The sequence below is a fragment of the Chryseosolibacter histidinae genome (assembly GCF_018598225.1).
In the GTDB taxonomy this organism is placed as follows: domain Bacteria; phylum Bacteroidota; class Bacteroidia; order Cytophagales; family Cyclobacteriaceae; genus Chryseosolibacter; species Chryseosolibacter histidini.
Map to the genome: position 1 here is coordinate 411303 of NZ_JAHESF010000001.1, position 22543 is coordinate 433845.

At 50.9% G+C, this 22543-nt stretch carries 13 protein-coding genes; 10 read left to right on the forward strand and 3 right to left on the reverse strand.

The genetic code is table 11. The features are described 5' to 3' along the window. Positions 1–59: 59 nt before the first annotated feature. From KK083_RS01425 to KK083_RS01460, 8 genes are all read left to right on the forward strand, one after another. Positions 60–3542, forward strand: a complete 3483-nt coding sequence (locus KK083_RS01425; RefSeq protein ID WP_254159918.1) for a SusC/RagA family TonB-linked outer membrane protein — start codon at positions 60–62, stop codon at positions 3540–3542. 13 nt (positions 3543–3555) lie between these two features. After that, on the forward strand, positions 3556–5526 hold the full coding sequence (locus tag KK083_RS01430; protein ID WP_254159920.1) for a RagB/SusD family nutrient uptake outer membrane protein: 1971 nt from the start codon (positions 3556–3558) through the stop codon (positions 5524–5526). A gap of 21 nt (positions 5527–5547) precedes the next feature. After that, positions 5548–6312 carry a DUF3823 domain-containing protein gene (locus KK083_RS01435; protein ID WP_254159922.1) on the forward strand — a complete coding sequence of 255 codons (765 nt, stop codon included), beginning with the start codon at positions 5548–5550 and terminating at the stop codon, positions 6310–6312. A gap of 167 nt (positions 6313–6479) precedes the next feature. Continuing rightward, positions 6480–9614 carry a GH92 family glycosyl hydrolase gene (locus KK083_RS01440; protein WP_254159924.1) on the forward strand — a complete coding sequence of 1045 codons (3135 nt, stop codon included), beginning with the start codon at positions 6480–6482 and terminating at the stop codon, positions 9612–9614. Between the two features lie 10 nt (positions 9615–9624). Beyond that, positions 9625–13143: a glycoside hydrolase family 38 N-terminal domain-containing protein gene (locus KK083_RS01445; RefSeq protein WP_254159926.1), complete on the forward strand. Its 3519-nt coding sequence runs from the start codon at positions 9625–9627 to the stop codon at positions 13141–13143. Next, positions 13140–14708 (forward strand): sulfatase family protein, encoded by a 1569-nt coding sequence (locus tag KK083_RS01450; RefSeq protein WP_254159928.1) that lies wholly within the window; start codon positions 13140–13142, stop codon positions 14706–14708. Before KK083_RS01445 ends, KK083_RS01450 begins: the two co-directional genes overlap by 4 nt. After that, positions 14698–17076, forward strand: a complete 2379-nt coding sequence (locus tag KK083_RS01455; RefSeq protein ID WP_317195204.1) for a GH92 family glycosyl hydrolase — start codon at positions 14698–14700, stop codon at positions 17074–17076. The genes KK083_RS01450 and KK083_RS01455 overlap by 11 nt, the downstream gene beginning before the upstream one ends. A 112-nt stretch (positions 17077–17188) precedes the next feature. After that, entirely contained in the window at positions 17189–17920 is a 732-nt protein-coding gene (locus KK083_RS01460; protein ID WP_254159934.1) for a hypothetical protein, read from the forward strand. A gap of 50 nt (positions 17921–17970) precedes the next feature. On the opposite strand, the gene KK083_RS01465 is transcribed toward KK083_RS01460, so the two are convergent. The 3 genes from KK083_RS01465 to KK083_RS01475 all read right to left on the reverse strand — a co-directional run bounded on the left by KK083_RS01465 (position 17971) and on the right by KK083_RS01475 (position 20543). Continuing rightward, complete coding sequence (locus KK083_RS01465) at positions 17971–18978, reverse strand: fatty acid desaturase (RefSeq protein ID WP_254159936.1); 1008 nt, start codon at positions 18976–18978, stop codon at positions 17971–17973. 69 nt (positions 18979–19047) lie between these two features. Continuing rightward, complete coding sequence (locus KK083_RS01470) at positions 19048–19857, reverse strand: hypothetical protein (protein ID WP_254159938.1); 810 nt, start codon at positions 19855–19857, stop codon at positions 19048–19050. A gap of 122 nt (positions 19858–19979) precedes the next feature. Beyond that, a complete protein-coding gene (locus KK083_RS01475; protein WP_254159940.1) occupies positions 19980–20543 on the reverse strand; it encodes a M23 family metallopeptidase in 564 nt (187 codons plus the stop codon). Between the two features lie 287 nt (positions 20544–20830). Between KK083_RS01475 and greB the strand changes: the two genes are divergently transcribed. Both greB and KK083_RS01485 read left to right on the forward strand, forming a co-directional pair. Continuing rightward, positions 20831–21304 (forward strand): transcription elongation factor GreB, encoded by a 474-nt coding sequence (gene greB, locus KK083_RS01480; protein WP_254159943.1) that lies wholly within the window; start codon positions 20831–20833, stop codon positions 21302–21304. 248 nt (positions 21305–21552) lie between these two features. Then, positions 21553–22527, forward strand: a complete 975-nt coding sequence (locus KK083_RS01485) for an aldo/keto reductase (protein WP_254159946.1) — start codon at positions 21553–21555, stop codon at positions 22525–22527. The last annotated feature ends 16 nt before the right edge of the window (positions 22528–22543 follow it).

Sequence of the window (22543 nt, forward strand, 5' to 3'; positions counted from 1 at the left end):
CCGACAGGTCGGGGCGACAAAATTTGTTCTTGCTTTCACACAAAAACATTATCAAAAATATGGATAAAGTACAATTTATTCAAGGTTTTTTCATTGCCCTTATGAGAGTAACAATAGCACAAGCACTGATAATGGCTGCCCTCACATCGTTGGTATCGGCAGCCGATTTGAAAGGGCAAGGTGTGCTGGATCGGAAGGTGTCTATCGATGCTAACGACAAAAAAATCAAAGCGGTGCTGATGGAGATCGAGGATCAGGCCTCCGTGATCTTTACATACCGATCGACCGCTATTCCGGCGTCGAAAAAAGTTACATTAAAAATGAACGAAGCCACGCTTCGTGAGGTCTTACAACAGCTCTTTGGTGCTGAGATCGTGCCGGTGGTGGTTGAAGAGGAGATCGTTTTAAAACCAGCAACGCCCGTCGAAGTGTATGAAGCGGATGCGGGCCCGGCGATCACAGTAACAGGTACGGTCACGACCTCTGAAGACGGATCACCTTTGCCAGGGGTGGCGATAGCGATCAAGGGCACAAGCCAGGGAACAACCACAGACTCGGATGGAAAGTATACGATCCAGGTTCGCGATGGAGATGCCGTGCTCGTCTTTTCATTTATCGGTTTTACCACGCAGGAGCTCACGGTTGGCACCGAGACAGTGCTCAACGTAACGCTGGCTCCGGATATTCAGCAACTGGGCGAAGTGGTGGTGGTAGCTTATGGCACACAGAAGAAGGCTACGCTCACGGGCGCTGTCTCCCAGGTAACCAATCAGGATATTGTGACCACCCGGAACGAGAACGTGCAGAACATGCTCACGGGCAAGATCCCCGGTCTTCGCATTCGTCAGAATTCCAGCGAACCGGGACAGTTCAACAACACGATGGATATCCGCGGTTTCGGCACTCCCCTGGTGATTGTTGACGGAATTCCCAGAGACAACATGGCGCGCCTGGATCCGCAGGATATAGAAAGCATCTCCGTGGTAAAAGATGCATCAGCGGCCATGTTCGGATCACGTGCTGCCAACGGCGTGATCATTATTACCACAAAAAAAGGATCTAAAACAGGCGAGCCAAGCATCACCTATTCCGGCAACATGGGCTGGCAGAGACCTTCCAATTATCCTGACCTGGTGAATGCTGCCGATTGGATGACCCTCTACAATGAGACACAAAGGCACAACGTGAACAACAGTAATCCAACGCTCAAATACACTCCGGAGGATATTGAAGCATATCGCAACGGCACCAAGGTATCTACCAACTGGAAAGACGCTGTTATGCGCAACAGTGCGCCGCAGACCCAACATACGTTGAGTGCCACGGGCGGTAACGACAAGATCACGTATTATTCCAGCTTTGGATATCAGTATCAGGGCAGCTTTCTGCAGAACGACGCCATCAACTATAAAAAATATACGCTCCGGAGTAACATCTCCGCAGAAGTCAGTAAAAATATCCAGTTCGATCTGAACCTGGCAGGCCTCACTGATACACGGGTGCAGGCACCTTATGGTGCGAGCGATATTCTCCGGGCGATGTGGCTGAGCCGCCCCATCGATCAGATCTGGTATAACGAAGCGGAGAAGCAATATGGCATGATGGATTGGAACTCAATTCCAAATCCCGTGGCCATGATGAATAAGGACATTGTCGGAGAAAACAGTTACCAGAGCAAATGGCTTCAAACCAGCGCAAGCCTTACCTATAATGTTCCCCAGGTAGAAGGCCTTTCACTCAAGGCGATGTACAGCTACGATTACACGATGAACGACAATAAGGAGTACACGCGAGCCTTCACACTGTATAAGCCGGATGGTACGCCGTCGCTGATCAATGCGCAAACCAAGGGCAACAGCCGGACTTCCCGCTTTTTCTACGCGAAGAATGCGAACCTGTGGCGGTTGCAGATCGCATATGAGCATGACTTCGGAAATCATTCTGTAAGCGTCATGAACCTGCTGGAGAATTCTCATTATGACGGCGACAATTTTTATGGACGTCGTTACGGTGTTCTGCCCCTGGATCAAATCTTTGCCGGCATCACCGATAACCAGGAGATACTGCAAAGCCTCGACAAGGCTGCACTCTATGAGTACGCTAACCGCGCATCGGTAGGACGTCTTTCTTATAACTTCAAGAGCAAGTACCTGGCTGAGTTCTCATACCGTTACGAAGGCTCATCGAAATTTCCGGAAAGCAATCGTTGGGGCTTTTTCCCGGCCGTGTCAGCGGGCTGGAGGATCTCAGGCGAGAATTTCTGGTCGAACAATGCATCGCTTAATTTCATCAGCGACCTGAAGCTTCGCGGATCTTACGGTATCACCGGTGATGATGGCGCTTTGGCCTATCAATTTGTGAGCGGCTACCAGTATCCAGTTTCAGGTAATGGCATCGGCAAGGGCGCGTTGCCGGCCGGTTATGTCTTTAATTCATTTACCTCGGCATCGGCCAGCACTGGCCTGGCCAATAAGTCGATCACCTGGACCGAGGCAAAAACAACGAACATCGGTTTAGACGCCGAGGCATGGAACGGATTATTGGGCGTAACGTTCGAGGTTTTCAAAAGAGACCGTACAGGCCTTTTGGCAACCCGTGTGCAAAGTCTGCCCGGCATTGTGGGAGCAGCGCTTCCGCAAGAGAACCTGAACGGCGACCAGAACCGTGGTTTTGAAATAGAGCTGCGCCACATGAATAAAATCGGCGATATCAACTACCAGGTAAAAGGCAACATGTCCTACACGATGACCAGGACAAAATATTATGAGATGGCCCGCACGGGCAACTCTTACCTGAACTGGCGCAACGGTGCGAACGACCGGAACAATAACATCTGGTGGGGTTATGAAGGTGCCGGACGTTTCACAAACTGGGATGATATCCAATATAATCCCTCTTATAATCCAAACATACTCACGCGCCAGCTGCTGCCCGGAGACTATCAGTATCTTGATTGGAACGGCGATGGTATTATCAACGACTACGACATTCACCCCCTTGCCACCAATGGGCAGGTTCCGCTCGTCAACTATGGTGTTACCCTTGTTGCTGAATGGAAAGGTGTGGATCTGACCATGCTCTGGCAGGGATCGGGTAAGAAATACGTTATCCCCAGGGAGTTCCTGTACCAACCGCTTTGGTCCGCCAGCAACGCTGTGAGCGATTTTATGGACCGCTGGCATCCGGCTGATCCCAGCGCAGATCCGTACGACCCTGCAACGCAATGGGTATCCGGCGAATATGGTTATACCGGAACCTTACCCATTTCAATCTCCGATTTCAACATTCAGAATGCCCGTTACCTCAGGTTGAAGAGCCTCGAGATCGGTTACACCGTGCCGAAGAACATCATGAGCAGGATCTCATTGCAGAGCATCAGGATCTATGCCAATGCATACAACCTGCTTACGTTCACAAAGCTGAGGTATATGGACCCTGAGTTCTACACAAACAATGATACCTCAAGAGCAGGCCTCGTAGATCTTGGTTATGCCTATCCTATCAACAAGTCCTATTCAATTGGTTTAACCGCCAAATTCTAAAAACGCACGACCTATGAAATTGAAAAAAATCATAACGACTATAAGTTTGACTCTTGCGCTTTCGGCCTGCACTGATCTGGATATTGCGCCCAAAAACGTGACGGGTGAAGACGATATATTTGGCAGCAACGACGGCGTGATGAGCAATGTTGCACGGATCTACAGCCGGCTTCCGATAGAGGATTTTAAATATTACTATCCGCAAGGCTTCAATGTCAATGGTGCCCTGTATAAACAAATGGCCTGCCTCACGGGTGAAGCCGTGGGCCGCGATACACAAGGTGCTGATAACGAAGGCCAGCTTACCAACTGGTACTACTGGGATGAGGGATACGCCGAGATCCGCGATATCAATACACTGCTCGAAAAAATTCCGCAGTATGCGTCTAAGCTGGGCGCAACAGAGACCAAAACGTACCTGGCTGAAGCCCGTTTTAACAGAGCCTTCACCTACTTTGCGCTGGCCAAGCGATATGGCGGGGTTCCTTTGGTCTCTACCACCATCGATTATCCGGCTTCTGTTAATATTGAAGGGACGCGCCTTTTCCGCGCTTCCGAAGAAGCTATTTGGGATTTTATTGCCGCTGACCTTGACTATGCGATAGAGAATCTGCCCGAAAATTCACCGTTGCGGGGACGTGTCAACAAGTATGTTGCTGCTGCCTTTAAATCACGGGCCATGCTATACGCCGGAAGTATCGCAAAATACAATACGATCGAGCAGACGCAGGACCAGAATGGCACCGTGGTACGTACCGTTGGTATTCCGGCAAATCGTGCAAACGACTATTTCAAAGCGGCCTACGATGCAGCTAAACTGGTGGTACAATCAAATAAGTATGCACTGTACAAAGGGCTTTGGAAAGCGGGTGACAAGGCAGCGCAGGCAACCAACTTCAGGCGCTTGTTCCTGACTGAAACGACGGAGAACATCTTTGTAAAGTATTACGATGCAACCAATGCGGCGCACAACTACGATGAGTCCGTACAGCCTTACCAGACTAAGTCAGGTGGTAACGATTCGGAAGTAAGCCCTACCATGGACTTTATTGAAATGTTCGACGGTATTGCCAAGGATCCGGACGGGCACTTCGACAATATTGATGACAACGGATTCTACAATGCTGTCAATTCTCCGCTGGATGCTTTTGCCAATGCAGAACCCCGCTTACGGGCTACGGTGATCTTCCCCATGGATGTGTACAGGGGGCAGGTTATCGAAATTCGCCGCGGTATCTGGACGGGGAACACTGTGGGAGGAAAAATTCCGAAGCTGGCCAGCGAAGGTGCTATTGGAAATGTTGGCAACATACCGCAGTCAAACCTTAGCCTTGCACCAAGCTTGAGCAACAACACGGCTATTCCCCTCGAACCTGGCGACCCTCGTGGCGCAACGATGAAACCGGCCGGTGCCAATGGCCCGGTAAACGCCTGGGATTTCGGAAACACCGGTGGTACCTATCTTGCCAAATACCTCGCAGAAAGCGGCACCACAACGGGTTCTAATTCCACCCAGAGCTGGATCGAGATCCGTTACGCCGAGGTGCTGCTGAACCAGGCTGAAGCTGCCTACGAATTATACCAGGCGGGTCAGTCCGGTGATAGTTACCTCACGGTGGCTTTTAACAACATCAATAGCATCCGCGAACGTGCCGGTGCCAACTTGCTTGCAGGGGAGGGCGATCTTAACAACATCAATATCGTTCGCATAGAACGGCGTAAGGAGCTTGCCTTTGAGAACAAAACCTATTGGGATCTCAAGCGTTGGAGAGTGCTTCACGAAGAACAGAATAACAGACGTTGGAGAATTCTCAATACATTCTATTCAACCAAGGCTCAGCAGTATTTTCTGTCTGTCAAGTTCCAGGAACCCCGTGATGTATTCCAGTATCTCTTTACGTTCGATACGAAGTACTACTATCAGCCGATTCCTCCGGGGGAGATCAACAAGAATCCGAACTGCAAACAAAATCCTGGTTTTTAATCCAATTCAAAATCCTTGCGTATGAAAAGCATAAGATATATTGTTTTGTTTTTCCTTCTCATGGCAGGCATCGCTTCCTGCAGCGAAGAAGACAACTATCCTGCACCGGCAGAAACATTTAAAGGTTCTATCGTTGATGCCGAAAACGGTGAGCCCTTCCAGACAGACGTGTACAGCACTACCGGCGCCTCCGGTGTCCGCATCAAGATGATGGAATACAGCTGGAGCGAAACGCCTACGCCGTACTATATGTATACCATGATGGATGGTAAGTTCAATAATACCAAGATCTTCAAAGGCGAATATGGTGTAACACCCGAAGGCGCGTTTGTTGCAGTGCCTGAGGAAAGAATCCAGATCTCCGGTACGGTTGAAAAGAACTATGCGGTTGAGCCGTTCCTGCGTGTGGAGTGGATAGGAGAGCCTGTGGTCAATGGCGACGGTACAGCTACTGTTCAGGCCAGGATCACCCGCGGCACCACGCATCCTGATTATCAGCAGCCACTCACAGAGGTATGGTTGTTTGTCAGCGAGGTTCAGTTCGTCGGATTTGTCAGCTACAGTACGGTCTATTCCACCAAGTTAACAGGTGCAACGTTGCCGGCATTGGGAGGAACTGTTTCCATTACTACGGGCTGGCCCAATGGTGTTAACAGTGGTACACAGCAGAAATTCCCTGGCTATTCAAGAAAATATTTTCTCAGGGTAGGCGCCAGAACCAGCAAGCAGGCGTTCAGTACCAATGTTTTCAACTACAGCACCATCAAGGAGATCACCACAAATTAAGCTTCACCCGCCTACGGAGAATTTCGGCGGGCGCAGCATGTGCATTTTCCGAAGGCATCTAACCGGTGCCTTCGGGAATACACCTTTGTTCAACTATTGCCGGAAAACGGCAAATGGCCACTGCAATTCTTGATGATGGCCAGAAACATTTAACTATTTTTAGCATAATGAACAGACTACTTCTTTTTTTGCTTCTGTCCTGTATCGGTATGGATCGCGCGGTGGCCAACGACATCTGGAGCATTGGTAAGAATGATAATTCTTCTGCCGACCTGGCACTGGGACCGGCAGACTACAAGAAATTTCTCAGCAAAGACTTCGGCTTTGAAGACCGCTTTTTTTTGATCGGGAGGTCGAATGCCGCAGCTGATTTTCCTTATGTATTACCCGGTCCGGACGACACTTGGGGAGGAACCTGGGGAACCTCCGGCTGGCGTACGCATGAGATTAACATCCTCTTCGCGTTAAAATCGCTTCCCGCAGGTGGGCAGTGGAAGCTGGTGATCGATCTTGTTGACACGCATCCCCGCAAGTCGTTGCTGAAGGTAGGGATCAATGAGCAGCAGTATGAGAAGTTTTTGCTCAAAGGTGTTTCCGATGCATCGCTGACGGATGGTGGCACTGCCGGCCGTGAAAAGATTCTGGAGATCCCCTTGCGCGACGGTGTTATTCACCGGGGAGGAAATGGCATCACCATCTCCGTGCTCGAAGGCGCCTGGGTGGTGTTTGATCACGTACGCCTCGAAGGTCCCGAGGGCGCCACGCTGGCATTGAACGATGAAGTATTTATCCGCAGCGTAAAACCAGCTGCCTATGAGCTGAACCAGGGAAAGAAAAATATTCAGCCATTACTGGTGGATGTAGAGCACCTGAGCGGAAAGCCACGCATCGAAGTACAGTTAGACGGAAAAACAATTTACCAGACAACATTAGACTCTGCCCGTTACCAGCTGGAGGCGCCTATGCCGGCCGTTGCTAAAACAGGCAGTGCACAGTACCGCATCCTGGTAAATGGCAAAGAAGCAGAAACAGGAACCATTCAGCGATCGCCCGGTAAAGTGCAAACACCGGCAGACTATGTGGATACACGCATCGGCACAGCACACTCGCGTTGGATGATCGCACCCGGTCCGTGGATGCCGTTCAGCATGGTGAAGCTCAGTCCCGATAACCAGAACATGGGCTGGCAGGCAGGATATCAGCCCACCTTCGAGACCATCGGTACCTTCAGCCACATTCACGAGTGGACAATGGCCGGCCTGGGCCTGATGCCTACCAATGGTGAATTGCAAACAAAAGTAGGAGACCAGTTCAACCCGGATTCCGGCTACCGGTCACGGATCGACAAGGCTACGGAAGAAGCACCGCTGGGCTACTATAAAATATACATGACCGACACCCGCATCTGGGCCGAAGTAACCGCCACAGAACGGGCCAGCTTTCAACGTTATACATTTCCGAAAGATCAGGACGGCCGCGTGATGGTAGACTTGCACGTGCAGGGAGAATACGACTACAAACTGTTGGATATTGAGATCAAAAAAGTAAGCGACTATCGCATCGAAGGCAGCAGCCATCAGATCTCACCGAGGCCTCATGTGTGGAGCGATGATGCCGACCAGGAATATACGGTGCACTTTGTGATCGAGTTCGACCAGCCCATCAAGAAGATCGGCGGCTGGCTGGACAACGAGGTGGTGGACATCAGCAAGCTTCAAGGCAAGAACCTGAAAGAGGCGGGAGCGTATGTAGAGTTCGACACGAAGAAGTCGGCAGTGGTGCAAGCCCGTTCGGGTATTTCGCTGGTGAGCGTAGCCAATGCAGGGGAGAATCTGGACAAAGAGATCTCGAAACCTTTCGGCTGGCGTTACGATGCCGTGGTGGCCAACCAGAAGAAAGTGTGGAACAACTACCTGTCGCGTATTGCCATCACTTCCGATAACCGCCTCGAGAAAGTACGCTTCTATACCAACTTCTTCCGTTCGCTTTGCCGCAATACGTGGAGCGATGTGAATGGCGAATGGATAGCGCCGGATGAGACCAAACATAAGTTCACCAACCCAGATCAGGAGGCCCTGGGGTGTGATGCCTTTTGGAATACGTTCTGGAACCTGAACCAGCTCTGGAACCTGGCCACACCGGAGTGGTCGTCGAAGTGGGTCAATTCTCAGCTGGCAATGTATGATGTCAACGGGTGGCTGGCAAAAGGCCCGGCTGGAATGGAGTATATCCCCGTGATGGTAGCGGAGCACGAAATACCGCTGATGGTATCGGCCTACCAGATGGGCATCCGCGACTTCGAAAAAGAGAAAGCTTTCCAGGCAATGAAGAAAATGCAAACGACCCCCGCCGGCCCCGTTGCGGGAGGTTTTGCGGGCAACCGCGATCTGGTGCCGTACATGAAGTATAAATATGTGCCTGCCGACCTGGGACGATTCTCGAACTCCCTGGAATATTCTTATGACGACTGGACCGTGTCACAGTTTGCAAAAGCGCTTGGCAAGGAAGCAGATTATAAAGTGTTTGCCGAGCGAGGCGAATGGTGGCGCAATGCCTTTAACCCGAAGAATGGTTATGCGCAACTGCGCGATAGCAAAGGAGCGTTCATAGAGCCCTTCGATCCGTTCCAGTCAGGCCGCAACGAAGAATACGTGGAAGGCAACTCGTGGCAGCTCAGCTACTTTGTTCCGCAGGATGTTCCCGCGATGGCTGAGATCATGGGACGCAAGGCTTTCGTCGATCGCCTGAACTGGGGCTTTGTGGCCAGCGAGCCATGGCGTTACAACGCGCCAAACGATCAGTACTGGGATTATCCCGTGGTGCAAGGCAACCAGCAATCCATGCATTTTGCTTTCCTGTTCAACTGGGTGGACCACCCCTGGTTGACGCAGAAGTGGAGTCGCTCGATCCTGGAAGAATACTACGGCGGCGGCCTGGCCAATGCGTATCTCGGCGACGAAGACCAGGGCCAGATGAGCGCCTGGTTTGTGATGGCGTCGATAGGGCTCTTCCAGACCGATGGTGGATGCCGAGTTGAGCCCGTGTACGAGATCGCCAGCCCGCTGTATGAGCAGATCGTGATCGACCTCGGTGGACGCTACGGCCGCGGTAAGCAGTTTGTGATCGAAGCGAAGAACGCTTCACGCAACAACAAGTATATACAGTCCGCTACACTCAATGGCAAAACATTAAGTTCCTTCAAGTTCCCGGCAAGCGAGCTGTTGAAAGGAGGCAAGCTCACGCTGGTGATGGGCGACAAGCCAAACAAGCAGTGGGGTATCGAAGCAGGAGCGAAAAAATAGCAGGAGCGAGATGATCAGAAAGATATTGACAGGCGGATGCCTTATGGTGTCCGCGCTGTTCTTCCCATACATTGCCGGCGCCCAGCAACTTGACGTATATACGCCGGTGCCTGTCGGGGAGATCAAAGTTGAATCCAGCAGTGAGCTTTCCGGATTTCCGGATGAGGAGACCGTTAATGGAAGCGGTATGAAAGGCCACGGCCATACTTCTCACAACCTGGGAAAGACCATGTGGATCTCTCAGGTTTCAGAAACATCCGTACAAGCCCGCCCGCAGACCCATGAAGGTGTGGTGTGGCTGCTGTATACGTTCAATACAGAACGGAAGCCCGCCTTTGTTGAGATCTGGAATCATAATCAGCACGACCATACACGTCGTGGCCTGCGGAAAGTTTATTTACAATATTCCCGCGATGGCCAGCACTGGCAGACCCTGAAAAACGGTGACCGCGACTATTTTATGATCCCCGAATCACTGGGTAAGAAAGAAGAACCGGCAGACTTTCACCTTGACCTGTCCGGCATCAGCTTCAAGTATTTCTGCATCACCGCTGACAAACAGGAAGGGAATTATTACCACGACGGCTCGCCGAATGTGCTGGAAGACGCACGGTGGAAGCACCAGAACGTTAATTACTATGGACTGAGCGAGATCCGCTTCTACGAAAAAAAGAAACGCGCATTAAGCAGTGTTGCAAAGATCGATGATATTTCCTTTATCCCGACACAGGGCTATCGCAAAACACCGGAAGGGCCGCGCCGCGAATACAAAGTTAAGTTCAACAACCCGCTGTTTGACGGTGGCACTGTAGAAGTTTCGTTCGCCGGCAAAAAGATCAGCGAGCAAATTCCGGCTTCGAAGATGGGGCTGTATGAATTGACAGCCTTGTTTCCACCAGGCCTGATGGAGGAAGCAGTACCAGTAGCCGTCACATTCAAGAGCCGCCAGGGCAACGTGCAAAAGAACATGGTCATGGAAGGCGCACGCAAATGGGAAGTGTACTTTCTGCCGCATTCTCACCTGGACATTGGCTACACTCATCGCCACGAAGATGTGATGAATTTACAGCTGCGGAACATCGATCAGGCTGTGACGCTGGCGGAGCGCACCAAAGATTACCCTGAAGGATCGCCGTTCAAGTGGAATATAGAGACCATGTGGCCGGTGAGCGAGTACCTGGAGCGTTATAAGAATACAGCAAAACTCGAGGCATTCAAGGCAGCGGTGAAAGATGGCCGCGTTGCCTTGAACGCTTCGATCGGCAATATCCTGACAGGCCTTTGCAAGCAGGAAGAGATCACACACTTGTTCGACGACGCGCATCGTGTCGGAAAGGACCTGGGTGTGGAGGTGCGTTCCGTCATGATGTCGGACGTGCCAGGGGAGTCATGGGGAATGGTTACGGCGATGGCGGAAAACGGCATGAAATATTTTTCCATGGCCCCCAACTATGTTCCGTACCTGGAAACCGGTGGCAGCCGCGTAGGCCTCGCGAACAAGGAGTGGGGCGACTACCCGTTCTACTGGGCGTCGGCATCGGGCGAGGAGAAAGTGTTGTGCTGGTCTACCGGCAAAGGTTACTCGTTCTTTCACGACTGGCTGACGGGAAAACTTTCGTCCAGCGGCCTGGATCCCATCTGGGAATACCTGAATACACTGGAAGTAAAAGAATTCCCCTATAACTTTTCATACCTGCGATACACGGTCAATGGCGACAATGGCCCTCCGGATACAGACATGCCCGACGTTATCCGGAAGTGGAACGAGCAGTATGAGTATCCGAAGTTTCACATCGGCACAACGGAAGCGCTGTTCACAAGGTTTGAGCAGGCCTACGGAGACAAGCTGCCCGTATTCAAAGGTGACTTCACGCCCTACTGGGAAGATGGCGCTGCATCGACGGCTGAAGAATTGTCGCTGAACCGGTACAATGCCGAACGACTCAACCAATTGGAGATCCTGTGGTCGATAACAAGCCATGGGACACCAGATCTTCATTCTGGTAACACGGGTTCGATTCCCGTACGGACTACACACTATCCGTCAGAGAGCTTCTACCACGCATGGCGTAATGTAGCCCTGTTCTCCGAACATACCTGGGGCGCATCTGCCAGCGGCCCGGAGCCCGATTCTGAGTTTACCCGCGCGCTCTGGAAACAGAAACAAGCTTTCGCCCTGAACGCCGATTCTATTACAAACCAGATCACCAACGCGTTTAATACCGCTGTCAATGCCAACGAACGCGGGCAGTATATCCAGGTATTTAACACGAACCTCTGGCCCCGCACGGATGTGGTAACCTTTTCAACACCACAGGATCTCCAGGGGAAGAAGCTCGTAGACGAAAACAACCAGGAGGTAAGTTTGCAGAAGACGGGCGAGAACACATGGATGTTCATGGCCACCGGGGTGCAGCCATTGTCTTCAAAGGTATATCGCATTGTAACTTCCAATACAGCCGCATCTAAGAGCGCGTTTTCCCTCGAAGGAAATACACTATCAAACGGTGTCATCTCGGTATCAGCTGATGCACAGACCGGAGCTATCACGGCGTTGACCGATAACACGGGCTTCAACTACGCCACCGGTAAAGGACTGAACGAATATATTTATACAGGACGAAATGCAGCGTCTCCACAGTATGTAACAAGGGTGAGAAGCATCGAACGTTTGAATGACGGCCCGGTATCGGCTACGCTACGGGTTACGGCGGATGCACCGGGCTGTTATTCGCTGGTGCGCGATATCACCGTGTACAAAGGTATTAAACGTGTCGACCTCCGGAATGTCGTTGACAAGATCGATAACCGGGAGCGCGAAAGTGTGCGGTTTGCATTCCCGTTCAACATCAGCAATGCTGAAACGGTCATCGACCTGGCCTTTGGTGAGATCCGCCCCGAGCGTGAGCAGCTGACCGGTGCAAATAAAAACTTCTACTCCGTCAACAATGGTGTGTCGATATCCGGTATGCGGAGGAATATACTTTTAACAACGGTAGGTACACCCATACTGGAAGTAGGAGGCATGCAGGGTGAAGCGTGGATGTCTGATACCAAAGAGTTCCTTGACTGGAGCCGTGCTGCTTCATCCTCGCCAACGGTCTATTCATGGGTGATGAATAATTCGTGGAGAACGAACTATAAGGCCTCACAATCGGGTAAAGTGGAGTTTCGGTATTCCATCATTCCACTGGAACCGTATGCGCACGAAGCTAAACAGCGTGGCGTTGAAATAGCACAACCACTGGTTGCTGTGATGTCTGACAATGCCAGGCCTTACAAGACATTGTTCCGCGTGGGCGGTAATAACAAGATCGCTGTATCAACAATACATCCCTCGAAAGATCAAAAGGGTTACCTGGTGCGGTTGGTGAACCTTTCGCCTCAGCCGGTACAATCGTCATTGGAATGGGATGCGTTGAAACCTGCCGAAGTCTCCCAGTGTGATAACGAAGAGCGGGGTGTTAAACCAGCAAGCAACTCATTTTGGATGAAGCCCTACGGAACCATAACATGGAAGGTAGAATGAAGATAGCACGTACCATATCCGTAGCGTTGCTGCTGCTCATGGGTGTGATGGATCTTGCCCGTGCACAGACGTCCCGAGCATCATCGTCACAGCATAAGCCGAACATCATCTTCATCATGTCCGATGATCACGGCTACCAGGCTGTGAGTGCCTATAGTAATAAGCTGATCCAGACACCCAACATCGACCGCATCGGCCGTGAGGGCGCCGTGATGCGGAACGCGTTTGTGACCAACTCAATCTGCAGTCCTGCCCGTGCGGTGATCATGACCGGTAAATACTCGCACATGAATGGCATGCGCGATAACGGCACGTACTTTGATGGCCATCAGCAGACCCTTCCGAAGATCCTGAAAGCCAATGGATATCGCACCGCGTTGGTAGGGAAGTGGCACCTGTTCAGTGAGCCAACGGGTTTCGATTACTGGAACATACTTCCCGACCAGGGGCACTATTACAACCCCAAGTTCATTAAGATGGGGAAGGACACGGTCTACACGGGTTACGTGACGGATGTCACCACAGACCTGGCCCTCGATTGGATCGGGCGGCACCGGGATCAGCCATTCTTTATCATGTTACATCACAAGGCGCCGCACCGTAACTGGATGCCACCGCAGCAATACCTGCGGGAGTTTAACGATCGCCGGTTTGCGCTGCCCCATGACTTCTATGATGACTATGCCGGCCGCGAGGCATTGCAACGACAACTGATCTCGATGAAAGAAGGACTGGACGTGCGTTACGACAGCAAAGTTCCGTGCGATACCTGTACCGTTGCGAATGTAAATCACTGGGCACCGGCCGAGTTCCAGCGCGAGATGGAGCGGCTGACACCTGCCGAACGCCAGGCATGGGACAAAGCATACCAGGATGAATACAAAACCTTTGCACAGATCAAGGACAAAGACCAGTTGCTGCGATGGCAATATCAACGCTTCATGGAAGATTACCTTCGTTGCGTGCATTCGGTAGACGACAACATTGGCCGTGTGCTGAAGTACCTCGATGACAACGGACTCGCCAGGAAGACCATCGTAGTGTATATGTCTGACCAGGGCGTATACCTCGGCGAGCATGGACTCTACGACAAACGTTTCATGTACGAGGAGTCATTCCGCACGCCAATGCTGATCCGTTTCCCGCAGGCTATTTCACCGCGTCAGCAGATCGACGCTTACGTGCTGAACCTGGACGTGGCGCCCACATTCCTTGACTTTGCCGGTATTGCCATCCCGGGAGACATGCAGGGCGAGTCCATGAAAACGCTTCTACAAAAGGGAAAGGTTAAGGATTGGCGCAAAGAGCTGTATTATCACTACTACGAAAAGTCGTTTGGTGCTACCGCGCATTATGGCATCCGCACAGAACGTTACAAGCTGATCCACTTCTACGACCCGGGCAATTCATGGGAGCTGTATGATCTGAAGAACGATCCTCATGAAATGCATAACCTTTACGGTGATCCAGCGTACAGGAACACCGTGGAGAAGCTTAAAGCGCAGCTGAAGTCCCTGCAGCGTAAATACAACGACCCGTACGACGAGAAGAACAATAAATTCTAAGACCAGAAAATCACTTCCAATGAAAGTTCAAGTTTTGAAAAACATACTGACTGCGTTCCTGTTGATCGCCATGGCAACCACCGTGCACGCCCAGGAGGATTATACACAATGGGTGGATCCCAACATCGGTACCGCGCATAGCCGCTGGTTCTTTTATACGCCCGCAGCCGTACCGTTTGGCATGGCGAAACCTGCGCCGGCAACCAACGCGCACTATGGCAACGTACATGGCTGGGACGCCGTTGGCTACGATCATCGCCACGAGTCCATCGAAGGATTCCCGAACCTGCACGAGTTCCAGGTAGGCGGTATCGTGTTCATGGCCTCGACCGGTACGCTGAAGACAATTCCCGGAAAGCTGGAGAAGCCGGAAGAAGGTTATCGCTCACGGTTCGATCACAAAGATGAAGTGGCGGCGCCTGGATACTACTCGGTTATATTGAAAGATCACCGCATCAAAGCGGAGCTAACCGCCACAGCGCGCGTGGCACTGCATCGTTACACATTCCCGGCCGGCAAGGAGTCGCATATTCTGTTCGACATCGGCAACAAGCAGGGCGAGAGTGGAAATGTAAAAGATGCCAAAGTATACATGACACCCGATGGTCGCATCGAAGGTTTTGTCACCACGCTTCCCGTATACGTTCAAAAGTATCAGCCCGGTGCGGAAGTCAGCATGTACTTCTCGGCGGTGGTTGATAAGAAGCCTGCTTCGTTCGGTGTCTTTAAAGGTGCAGCCGCGCGGGCAGGAGTGACTGAAGAAACAGGCCCGGGCGCAGGTGTTTACCTGACCTTCGACACACAGGACCAGGAAAGTATCACCGTCAAGGCTGGCTTCTCGTACACCTCCATCGAAAACGCTCGCCTTAATCTGCAGGCAGAAGCGAAAGACCTCACCTTCGATCAGGCAAAAGCGAAAGCGCACACCACCTGGAACGACTACCTGGGCCGTATCCGTGTAGAAGGAAAAGTACGCGAAGACAAACTGAAGTTCTATACAGGGTTGTTCCACGCTTTGCTGGGCCGCGGTCTTGCCAGTGATGTGAATGGCGCTTATCCGAGAAACAACGGTACCGTTGGGCAGATCCCGCTGGACGCGAAAGGCAAGCCTGTACATAATCATTATAATACCGATGCCGTGTGGGGCGCCTACTGGAACCTCACACAACTGTGGGCGCTGGCTTATCCTGAGTATTACTCCGACTTCGTGAAAAGCCAGCTGCTGGTGTACCAGGATGCGGGTTGGTTGGGCGATGGCATTGCCAACAGCCGTTACGTTTCAGGTGTGGGCACCAACTTCGTCAGCCTGGTGATGGCCGGTGCTTACATGGCAGGCATTCGCGACTTCGATGTAGCAAAGGCCTACGAGGCATCACTCAAAAACGAGATCGATGGAAAAGATCGTCCGCACGGATCGGGTAAGCTGGATGTAGACCAGTTTGTGAAACTTGGATACGTGCCTCACCTTGACAAGGGCGTTGGGGGAGGAGAGCGCTGGCAGTTTTCAGCATCCCACACACTCGAGTATTCGTTCAGCTCGTATGCGGTAGCACAATGGGCAAAGGCATTGGGTAAAAAAGAGGACTACGAAAAACTGATGCGCCTGTCCCGCGGGTGGGAGCACCTGTTCGATCCGAAGCTGAAGCTTGTGCGCCCGAGGCTGGCCAATGGTCAGTTCATTGATAACTTTAAGCCGGGTGAGCCATGGCGTGGTTTCCAGGAAGGAAATGCCTGGCAGTATACCTTCTATGTGCCGCATGACCCGGAGGCCCTTGTGAAAAAAATTGGCCGTGAGCGCTTTAACATGCGCCTCGACAGCATCTTCACAACCTCACAGAAAAATGCTTTTGGCGGCGGCACCACCCTCGATGCATTCTCCGGTCTGGCAGGCCTGTACAACCACGGCAATCAACCCAATCTTCATACCTCGTGGCTCTTCAACTTCTCCGGCAAGCCATCGCTTACCCAGAAATGGGTGCGGGCCATCTGCAATGAGTTCTATGGCACCACGGGTATTCATGGGTATGGCTATGGGCAGGATGAAGACCAGGGGCAACTGGGCGCCTGGTACGTTATTGCCAGCATGGGCCTGTTCGATGTAAAAGGCCTCACGGACCTGAAGCCATCGTTTGGCATCGGGAGCCCGGTGTTCGACAAGGTCACCATTCAGCTCCGTGCACCCTATGCAACGGGTAAGGAGTTCGTCATCGAGACACAGAACAACAACGGTCAGAACATCTATGTGCAGTCCATCAACCTGAATGGCAGAAAGGTTAAGAAGTCATTTGTTGACCTCGAAGATGTAAAGAGGGGCGGTAAGCTGGTGCTGCAAATGGGCGACCGGCCGAAAGACGATTATAGCAAGTAAAGAAGAACAGGGTGTAGGGTACTCGGTTCAATCAGCGCAGAGTCATTATCCATATGATTCTGTCGCTGATTTTGAAAAAAAGCGCTAAGTTTGGGGTTTTTCAATCCTACTTATGGCAGAACTCGAAGTAATCAAGCACACCAAAAAAGCATATCAGATCTTCGGTAGTGATAGTTCTCTCTTTCATAAAATAAAGGAGTTCTTACTGGAAATATTCATTATCGTGTTCGCCGTGGGTATCACTATCTGGTTCCATGACATGGCCGAACACCGGCACCAGCAGAAGGAAGTGAAGGAGTTTTTGATCGGATTGAAAAACGATTTAACCAACGACCTCTCCGAAATGCAGGCGGACCAGGCCGGATATCGATATCAGCAGGCAGCGTTTCTTTATTTTCGTTCTATGAAGGCGGATGCTGCCGGGGCAACGGATAGCCTGAGAAAATACACCAACGCGATCTTTAATAAGGTAGAATTGGTTCAGAACAATGGACGTTTTGAAGGGTTCAAGTCTTCTGGCAAGATCGGGAACATCGAAAATAAAAAAATGCAGAACGATATTCTTGATCTTTATCAGGAATTGATCCCATCCCTGCTGAATACAACGCAGCTGTATAACCTGCAGAAAGACCGGCTTATCGTTCTTGTTGAACAGCACGCGCGGATCGATGACGTTCAGCGAAGATTGGTGATCGAAGACGTGATGAAAATGGACCAGGCGAAAATCATGTCGGCTACACTGGGCGCTTTCCCAACTGAAATTATCAAACGTTACGATACCTGTATATCCAGAATTAACGACATCGTGAAAAGTATCGATGAACAGTATCCTGATTCGGAGTGAATCAGGCACCAGCCCTCAACTTTAAACTTCTAACTTTAAACTTTAAACTTCTAACGTCTCCCCGCTTCCACCAGATCCAGGTCCGGCTTCGATTCGTCGGTGAGCTTCACCTTACCCCGTTCCTGCCGGATCGTACGTGAAAACAGCGAGATGTTCTTATCGAACAGGAAGCGGAAAAAGAGGCGTGTCCACGATGGGTGCGACAGGAGGGAATCGTAAAATGCCGGCGCTTGTTTTTTGAGCCGTGGCAGCCGGTTCCAGGGTATCGACGGAAAGTCGTGGTGCTCGTTGTGAAAGCCCACGTTGAAGGCAACGGTATTCAAGGGACCATAATAACTGTAGGTCTCCTGGTTCTTGTCCAGCGTCAGATAGTGTTCCTGGATCCACCGTGCGCCGAGGGGATGCAGGCCGATCGAGAAAAAGAAGCTGAGCACCATGAACATCAGGGCGCCGGGGCCGAAGAAGTACCAGATGGCAAAATCAAAGGCGACCTGTACCACGAAGTTGGTCACGATCCAGCCGTCTACCGGCTTGATCTCCTTGAGCCGGAACGTTCTCGTTACCTGGAAGAAAGGGAACAGCAGCAGCCAGAGTGCTTTGCCGGCAGTGGAGTTACGGACCAGGCGCGCTTCCCAGAAGTCCGGAAGGTCGGCATCCAGCTCATGCACCCCCTGAAAGGAATGGTGCTTGATGTGGTAACGCTGGAACGAAATGGCCGATGGCACCACGTGTGGCAGGTTGGAGATGATAGCGAAGATGTTGTTGAGCGCCTTGCTGCGGAACAGCAGGTAATGCGAGCACTCGTGGATCATGACGAACAGTGAATGGTTCAGAAAAGCGCCAACCCCGTAGGCCAGCAGCAATATAATCCACCACGCACTGTCTTTCACCCAATAGGAGAGACCAACCATAGCACCCACCAGCCCGATCACCGCCAGGCTTGTGAACGGATTCTTTCCCATCAGCGCCTTCACTTCGGGATGTTGTTTGAGTATCTGGAGCGTGCGTATACGATGGGGTTCGGGTGCACCCGAAAAATGGAAATGGTCGTCAGACATCACAACGGGGGGTTTGAGAAAAAAAACGGCTTAAAGATTGGAAAAAAGTCCCCGAAACACAAACGAAAGTTAATATCTGTAAAAGTCGCAATGGTCTTCGTCACAGATCAGCTTTTGCAACACGGGGTCTTTTAAAACGTCGGTATAGTCCATCCACTTGCCATCCACCTTGATCCGGCGATAAACGAGGCGAATTCCGTGACTATAGTCCACGTACCAGTTTACGTGCCCGGTGTAGAGGGGTTGAATGGCTTTTGCGTCAGGCTTGTGCCATCCGTAAATGGCAACGCGGTTTGGCCTTGTATCCCGCGTGCCGTTGTTGGTGTTCTTCACCGACAATCCCGCCCTGCTGACCTTGCCGCTGATAACAACGTCTTTTTTTATGCCCGCAATCATTCCGCTGCGTTGCTTTCGAAGGCCTTCTATCATCAGGTGGTGCTGATACATGGTGGGCGTGCTGTCCCTGAAAGCGAACATAGCGACCGGCTCAAGTTTCACCCGGGCGTGTTGATAAATGTCGTCCACAATTTTTCGTGTGGGAAGAAAACAATGAAGGGTGTCGGCAATGGCTTGCGCTGCCATGGGCGTGAGGGGAATGCGGGCCCAGTCATCATCGCTGCCGATGCTCAGGTAATCCGGACTCACATAGTAGGTCGCTTTTATTATTTTGCCCTGGTCACTTTCAACCGCGGTCTGGATCGCCACAAACTTTCTCATGAAATCGGGAACGTTGCCATTCAGTATCTCTGTAACGGCGAGAGAGTCCCTTAACTTCCAGGCATGCGAAGAGGATCGTTTGTAGAATTCGCTGCCGGTGATCGCGCCGTGTTCCCGATCCTTGAAGTCTATTTCCCTGTACGAAGCGCATGATATCAACAAGCCACAAAAAATCACCAAGTACCTCATCTGAGCCCTGCAATTACTGGTAAAGGTCAGCAAACCCGATTAGCGCATTAGCTGCGGTTAACATTGACAACTGGTTATGATACAAACAGAAATGCTCAGGGTTTGTTGGCCGGGAGCTTGGCGGCAACAGACTTCGGGAGGTAATCGATTGGATTAACATGCTTGCCTTCTTTTAAAACTTCATAATGCAGATGCGGAACGGAGGATGTCTTGCCGGTAGACCCTACATATCCCACCAATTGTTTTTTAGTAATGACGTCGCCAATTTTGACAACGGCGCTTTTCAAATGAGAGTAAGCAGTTGTATAGACCTCATCGTGCTTTATATTCACATACGTGCCCCGATCCTTATCCGATCCAACGTCAACAACTTCGCCGGATGCCGTAGCCATAACTGATTCGCCCTCCGGCAGGATAAAATCAATTCCGCTATGCATTTTGTTCGTTTTGGTAGCAGGATGAATTCTGAACCCAAAGCCATCACCTATTTTTGCCTTTGCCAGATCGACCGGCGCTATGGATGGCTTTTCACCCGCCGTTATTTTAGTAAGAAACTCAGTTCCATAAGGGGCAGAAACAAACGAAGATGACAGTAAGGCTAAGCATGACAAAACCAGAAATGATATGCCCGATACTTTTGTTTTTTTGTTTTTCATCATCCTATTAATTTATATTCCTAAGATTATTGGATTTGTTAGCCAGTGGGTTGTGCCGGTTGAGCAACAAGTTAGTACAATATTTTCATAAACATTCGGAAGAATTCCCTGAAAATGCATATTTCACTGCCCGATTGCGGCAAATAACTTTGCCTGCAGAATTGATTTACAAAGGTGGTTTTATATTGCATCCGGATTTCTTGCACTTCTTGTCGCCTGACTTACCGTAGCGTTAGAGACATGGAAAGCTGTCAGGATCAGTCCAACCCACGCCTGAGAACTGAGTAAATATGAAAACACCCTTTATCACCCCGGAAGGTTTAGAAAAGTTAAAAGCTGAGTTGGATCATTTGTGGCGCGTTGAACGGCCCGACACCACGCAAAAGGTAGCCTGGGCCGCAAGCCTGGGCGATCGCTCTGAAAACGCAGATTATCACTACAACAAAAAACGCCTGCGTGAGATCGACCGGCGCCTGCTCTATTTGCGCAAATGTATTGACGATCTGAAAGTCATCGATTATTCGCCCTTCCAGGAAGGCAAAGTAATGTTTGGCGCATGGGTGGAAATTGAAAATGACAAAGGACAGAAAAAACGCTTTCGTATAGTCGGGTACGATGAGATCTTCAATACCAAAGATTATATCTCGATAGACTCGCCCATGGCACACGCGCTGATGAAAAAACAAGTGGGTGATGTAGCCATAGTGAAAACAGGAGCGGGGGAGTTCACCTGGCGCATTACTAAAATTGAGTACCAGAAATAAACATTGGATCCGGATTTGCTTGGCGGATCCAGCTATTCACTTTGCTTTTCTAACTTCCTCACTGTCACGCCTTCATTCATTGATGGCCTGTCTTCCCTCCGGTATAATGCCCATGTTCTCCGGTGCGTTTGCGGCCATGATCGGGCCGGCTTGCGACTATTTTGGCAAAACAAATACCCGATTCGACTAAACCCGGTGCAAGCCTTCTCAGGATCTTTGTTTCACGAATCAAAAAAACGAAAACGATCATGAACAGAGAACTTGGAATAAACGGTCCCATGGTTTCAGCCGTTGGCCTGGGCTGTATGGGAATGTCTGGCGCGTATGGAAAGGGTGATGAAAAAGAATCAATTGCCACCATCGAAAGAGCGCTTGAGCTCAATCACAATTTTTTGGATACAGCCGATTATTACCTGGCCGGCCATAATGAACAGCTCATCGCACAAGCCATAAGCGGTAAAAGAGACAAAACTTTCCTTTCGGTAAAAACCGGAATGATGCTTTCTCCCATGGGTTATGGCCCGGTCAATGGCCATCCTGATTTCCTGCACAACGCTGTGATGTACAGCCTTCAACGTCTCAAAACGGATTATATAGATCTTTATACCCTTGGGCGTGTGGACCCTAACGTTCCCATCGAGGAAAGTGTGGGTGCGCTATCAGCACTTGTAAAAAAAGGAGTCATTCGTTTTATTGGTCTCTCAGAAGCATCTGCCACCAGTATCCGCAAGGCGGCAAGCGTTCATACCATTACCGCCCTTCAAATCGAATATTCTCTCTGGACCCGCGACATTGAAGCTGAGATCCTTCCAACAATCCGTGAGCTGGGAATCGGGCTGGTCGCCTATGCGCCGCTTAGCAGGGGTTTTCTGAGTGGCGCATATAAAAGACCTGAAGATCTTAAAGACAACCGTGTGCACATGCCCCGGTTTCAGGCAGAGAACTTCTACAAGAACCTGGAGCTGGTAGAGAAGGTGAAGGCCCTGGCCGCAGAAAAAGGCTGTAGCCCTTCTCAGCTGGCGATTGCCTGGGTGCTTGCTCAGGGGAAAGATATTATTACGATCCCCGGTACCAAACATATCCGGTATCTCGAAGAGAACATAGCAGCTGAAAAGGTACAGCTCACTGAAGATGATTTGCAAACCATTGAGGCCATCATGCCCGCGGGTGTTGTATCGGGCACACGTTACCCTGAGCGGTTCATGAGCGCACTAAACCGGTAATTGATGGCATAGGCTT